Origin of the sequence: Chthonomonas sp. (genome assembly GCF_035294505.1) — a bacterium.
Classification (GTDB): Bacteria; Armatimonadota; Chthonomonadetes; order Chthonomonadales; family Chthonomonadaceae; genus Chthonomonas.
The window spans coordinates 1-1,450 of the sequence record NZ_DATGKU010000007.1; the positions used below are offsets into that span (position 1 = coordinate 1).

At 57.7% G+C, this 1,450-nt stretch carries 1 protein-coding gene and 2 pseudogenes; all 3 read right to left on the minus strand.

Going from position 1 to position 1,450, the window contains the following annotated elements; all coding sequences use genetic code 11:
* Positions 1-674 (minus strand): annotated as a pseudogene (locus VKV18_RS00245) (IS5 family transposase); the annotation flags it as partial.
* Between the two features lie 120 nt (positions 675-794).
* A pseudogene (locus VKV18_RS15965) lies at positions 795-1,169 on the minus strand (methyltransferase family protein); the annotation flags it as partial.
* Positions 1,087-1,450: hypothetical protein (locus VKV18_RS00250; protein WP_324202223.1), on the minus strand; the 364-nt coding region annotated here is incomplete at its 5' end. The pseudogene VKV18_RS15965 and the gene VKV18_RS00250, both read right to left, overlap by 83 nt.

Below are 1,450 nucleotides of genomic sequence, written 5' to 3' on the forward strand. Positions count from 1 at the left end.
GTATAAGGCTCGGTTAAAGGGTCCGGTTCGCGTCTCGTCGATCCGGCGGGGAATCGTGTAGCCAATTCCTCGTTGCTTGAGATAATGGCGGATCTTGCGACTACTATACGCCTTATCTCCCAAGACCCGCTTTGGCCGCAACTTGGGACGCCCTCGCCCCACTCGCTTGACTGCCCCTTGCTCCATCAGCGCCTCGAAGCGGGTCGTTTCATGGCGTTGGCCTGCACTGAGCACAAGCGTCATCGGTTTGCCTTTGCCTTCGGCGCGCAGATGCAGCTTCGTGCTAAAACCGCCTTGACTCTTGCCTAACGCTTCTTGATTTTGATCCCCCCTTTTGCCCCAGCGGCATGCTGGTGGGCACGAATGATCGTGCTGTCGACGCTATGCTTCTCCCAATCGATTTGGCCTTGTGCCTCGGCTTGTTGTTGCAGAGCTTGCAGCACTCGTTGCCAGACCCCTGCATTCACCCACCGATAAAACCGGCTGGCTACTGTTCTCCACGAACCATATCGCTCTGGCAGCTCTCTCCAGGGCGCTCCCGTTCGTAAGATCCATAAGATCCCATTGACGATCAAACGATGGTCACGTGCTGGACGACCGACTTTTGGCTTCTGGGGTGGGAGCAAGGGAGCCAGCTTCTCCCATTGCTCATCCGTGAGTTCGCCTCTTCTCATACTCCTTTCTATCGGTGATTTGCAGACACACCCTAGTTCGCCCCAGGAGCGATGTTCCCATTCCGAACCAAAGAGCCGCGCCATCGCATACATCGAGCCGGGGACATCCTGGCAGAGACACTGGGAGAATGGCGTTTGCGCGAAGCGTCGCTCTGCGAAAGGGATGTCCGTATCCATCTCCTCAAAGAAGCCAACGGAGGTCAGGGCACGGAGCAGCCGATAAAGCGAGTCCGGGTGTGTCTGTGTCGCTGCTGCCAGTTCTGCAATGCTCCTGGGGCCATCTTGCAGGAGATCGGCGATCCCATAATAGGCCGCAACCTGGATCGAGGAGGCAATCCAGTCATTGAGGACAGCCATGCCAAAGACCTGCTGTGGCAGCGTGAGAGAAGCTTGTGGTGTTTGAGCCATCTGCTTATCCTTTCTGTTCCGAAGAATCGTTGTAACGGATGCGTGTCGCCTGGGCTGTGGTCTTGTTCGTTTGCAGGTGAGTTCCATCCGTGCTGTAAACCACTCCTTGCCCTGAAGCCGTAAAGGAGGTACCGCCTTGGCTTACGCTGCCCTGCGCCGTGACCAGGACGTAGCCGCTACAGGTTCCGTCCGCACGATACTTGAGCAGTTCTGTGAAGCTAATGGAGATGCCCTCTGGGCCATCCACGTGATCTCGGCCCTGGTCGATACCGGGACAATTATCCTGACCGGCCTGATGGCCCGGTTCCTCGGTGGGACGAAGTGGGTCCAGGGGCTTGCTGCCCTGGCATCGGCGACGGCCCTCATCC